Source organism: Mycobacterium sp. TH-M82 (assembly GCF_057473605.1).
This window is the reverse complement of the sequence record NZ_JBYCKY010000532.1, coordinates 1-3,026: the sequence shown is the minus strand read 5'-3', so window position 1 is coordinate 3,026 and position 3,026 is coordinate 1. Positions and strand designations below refer to the sequence as shown.

Here is a 3,026-nt window from a genome sequence, read left to right as displayed (position 1 = left end):
CCCCGTTTACAGGGTCGTTGCCCACATAATGGTTACAGCGTTATAGCGCTATAACGCTAGGAGCGTTTGCGGCCGGGACCAGTGTGACCTTCGGCGTTGCGTTGAAGTTCGGCGACGACTTCGCCTGGGGTGAGTTGGTCGGCCAGACGGTTGAGAGCCAGACGCACGACGGCGCTGCGGGTGGCGTCCACGCGGGGCTTGGTGGTCCGCGCCGCGGCGCGGACCGTTTCCAGGTAGGCATCGGTGTGCTCGTCGAGGTAGATCGACGCCTTGGCCAACTCGCTGCCACCGGGTACTGGCATGGGTGCTGGGCCGCTGGCCACGGGCCGGGGCGAAGGCGCCGGCGGTGGGGTCGGCGGTGCCGGCTCGGGCATCTGCACGGGTGTTTGACGAGGCGGGTGCCGCGGCGGCGGCACGGCCCGGCGCGAGGTCGTCGTCTTGTTGCGCATCGCGGTAAGCGAATCGAGCCCGTCAGCCATCGACGTATCCCTTCACGAAAGTGGCCAGGTTGCCGAGGGCGTCGGCGACGCGTTGCAGAGATTTGGCCGGCGGGTGTTCGGCGGTGATCGCGATGCGCTTCTTCCGTGTGCCAACGTGCAGCGCGGTGGGAATCGGTGGGGCGACCTGCACGGGAGTGTTCTCGATGATCTGGCGAAGCCGCTGTATTTCTGGCGCGGGCGGCGTCGTGGGGACGAAGTTGGGCACGATGACCAGCGGGTAGTCCGCGATTTCGTTGACCAGCTCGGCGGTGGCGTCGAGTTCGGCAGTGCGTAGGGCGGTGGGCGCCAGGACGATGTTGGCCACGGCCAGGGCGCCGTGGGCGGCCGGACTGGCGCCCGGGTGGGTATCCACGATGATCCAGTCCGTGTCCCACTCCTGAGCCCACTTAGTGAGAGCGTCGGCCATGGTGGTGGCGTCGGGCTGATGGTCGTAGAGGTCGGGATGTCCGGGCACGAGCGCGGGCTTCTTGAAGCCGCGCAAGGGCCGCGGTGCGGCCGCGCCCGGTTCCAGCGCATCGAGCAGCCGGGCGCGAGGGTGATCCTGGGGGCGATATCCCCACTTAGTGGTCACTCCCCCGCCGTCGTGTTCCAGGTCGACAAGCACAGCGCCCAGCAGGGTCGCCAGCTCGTACGCGATGAAGGACTTGCCGACACCCCCTTTTCGGGAGTGGCATACGGCGATTGCAGCCATCCCGGCATCATAACGCTTGAGCGCTGTAACGTTGAAGCGTTACAACGTTACAGCGGTGAAGCGTTATAGCGCTATATTGTGTAGCTGCCACTTAGAACTCTAGAGCTGGGACAACCCCTTGATAAGGCGTTATAGCGTTCCACCGCTATAACGCTTTATCGTTCACCGGCGTCGCAGGCTCAGCGCGACGAGCAGAGCGCTGGCGATACCCACGGACGGTGCAGCCGGTGACGCTATGAGCGCAATAGGAACTGCGGCGGCCGCGACGAGGGCCGCCGCTCCATCCCGCCTGTCCCATCGTCGGCGGGGCCGCAGCACCAGGGCGACGGCGAGCGTGTTGATGATGCTCACCAACGGAGCCCATGCCGCCGGCGCAAGCAGCGTGGCGATGATGGCGATGGTGGCGACACCGGCGGCAGCTGCGCCGCGGGCATCCCACGGGAATTTTTTCTCTCTCATACCGATTACCGCGCGAAGCGAATCGGATTACAGGGGCTCGTACCGTTCGCCCTGGTCAGGTACCTATAGAGAAAATACAAGAGTCAAAGCGTTATAGCGTTATAGCGCTGTAATGACCAGGCAGCGTGACCCAAATTGCTATCGCCCGCCGGCTGGCCCCGGCCACATGAAGGGGCTGGATTCGGAGCGAGGTTGGGCCGATTTTGGGCACAAAAAAGCCCCGCGGGTCGAACGTGATTTCGACCGTCGGGGCAAGACGTGCTTGCTGAGTCGGAGCGCCGGTGGCGAGCTACAACATCGCAGGCCTCGGGGCGAGAAGTGCCGTAGAGCCTATCGCTTGAGTCGTCCGATCATGTCGGCAATGGATTGCACCAGTTGCGCGACAGACTCAACGAGCGCGACAAGACGTTGTGCGGGCTCGTCACGGTGACTCAGGATGGCGATGTAGACCAGCGGAGCAAACAGCCACGCTTGGTCCCAGCTGTCCGGGAAAATGGACACTGATCCCTCCTAAATGGGGGTCGGCAGGCATCTTCGTTCATCACGAAAGGTGCTGTGATTAGGAAAGATGTCGCCAGAGAAAGCCCGGACGGCCCATTGGCGGGCCGAACGCGGGCACAAAAAAAGCCGGACTCTGCCGGCTTTTGGGCGTAGTCATCTACACCCCCTTTAGTGTTTCATGAAACTCCCAGCAACGCCAGGAAGCCGCCGCCCGGCGTGTCGCTCGACCGGCGACTTGCCCGCGCCACGTCAGGGTTTCGAACCCCGGACCCGCTGATGAAGAGTCAGCGGGTCATGCCGGCTGGACGGGCTGTCCCCGCAGTCGGGTCACCGTACTTCGTCGTCGCTGATGGTGATGCGAACCTTCTTGTCGCTCAGGAAGCCCTTGACGGTGAAGAGCACTACCGCGTCTCCCCACATGGGTGCATCGACGACGACCCCTTCGGAGCCTCTCGGGACGAACTCACGAGCGAATCCACCGATGTCCTTGATTGCCGCCACGAGGTCGCCGTTGTTGAACCTGGTCATGCCGGATCGATCTCCTTCAGTCCGCCCCAAGTTGGAAGGAAGCCGCCGCTAGGTTAATCGGGTTGACTGACACTCAGCTGAAATCGGCAGGTCGATCCCGTTCTTTGGCGGCCGTTATGACGTGATGACGTGATTACTACAGGCGCCGGCGAACCCGAAGTGCCTGCCGCCGCGCCTGAAACGGTCGCCCGACCTATGCCGCAGGGGCCCCCGGGGCGAGTTATCGCCAGGCTTCCTCGGAAAGGAGAATGTCGATGTCGATTGCACGTATCGCCGCACACAGGCGTTCAAGCTTGTCGCTGTCGTCTTCGGTGGCAGGGATGCCGTCGTCGTCAGGGGGCACTTCG

At 63.6% G+C, this 3,026-nt stretch carries 5 protein-coding genes and 1 tRNA gene; all 6 read right to left on the bottom strand.

Annotated features, from left to right (window positions below; genetic code table 11):
• Positions 1–56: 56 nt before the first annotated feature.
• Positions 57–479 carry a hypothetical protein gene (locus AC2VON_RS16250; RefSeq protein WP_139804606.1) on the bottom strand — a complete coding sequence of 141 codons (423 nt, stop codon included), beginning with the start codon at positions 477–479 and terminating at the stop codon, positions 57–59.
• Positions 472–1,191, bottom strand: coding sequence for a ParA family protein (locus AC2VON_RS16245; RefSeq protein WP_062908231.1), 720 nt, complete (start codon positions 1,189–1,191; stop codon positions 472–474). The genes AC2VON_RS16250 and AC2VON_RS16245 overlap by 8 nt, the downstream gene beginning before the upstream one ends.
• A 162-nt stretch (positions 1,192–1,353) precedes the next feature.
• The gene (locus AC2VON_RS16240) at positions 1,354–1,650 is read right to left on the bottom strand and encodes a hypothetical protein (protein WP_062908230.1); all 297 of its coding nucleotides are present in this window, start codon (positions 1,648–1,650) and stop codon (positions 1,354–1,356) included.
• 330 nt (positions 1,651–1,980) lie between these two features.
• Positions 1,981–2,151, bottom strand: coding sequence for a hypothetical protein (locus AC2VON_RS16235; protein WP_155728502.1), 171 nt, complete (start codon positions 2,149–2,151; stop codon positions 1,981–1,983).
• A gap of 242 nt (positions 2,152–2,393) precedes the next feature.
• Positions 2,394–2,462 (bottom strand) — tRNA-Lys (locus AC2VON_RS16230).
• Positions 2,463–2,478: 16 nt separating this feature from the next.
• The gene (locus AC2VON_RS16225; protein ID WP_062908229.1) at positions 2,479–2,679 is read right to left on the bottom strand and encodes a hypothetical protein; all 201 of its coding nucleotides are present in this window, start codon (positions 2,677–2,679) and stop codon (positions 2,479–2,481) included.
• Between the last annotated feature and the right edge of the window lie 347 nt (positions 2,680–3,026).

What these genes read in the sequence shown, in the direction of transcription:
- AC2VON_RS16250 (WP_139804606.1), bottom strand. Translation starts at nt 479, where the DNA reads ATGGCTGACGGGCTCGATTCGCTTACCGCGATGCGCAACAAGACGACG.
- AC2VON_RS16245 (WP_062908231.1), bottom strand. Translation starts at nt 1,191, where the DNA reads ATGGCTGCAATCGCCGTATGCCACTCCCGAAAAGGGGGTGTCGGCAAG.
- AC2VON_RS16240 (WP_062908230.1), bottom strand. Translation starts at nt 1,650, where the DNA reads ATGAGAGAGAAAAAATTCCCGTGGGATGCCCGCGGCGCAGCTGCCGCC.
- AC2VON_RS16225 (WP_062908229.1), bottom strand. Translation starts at nt 2,679, where the DNA reads ATGACCAGGTTCAACAACGGCGACCTCGTGGCGGCAATCAAGGACATC.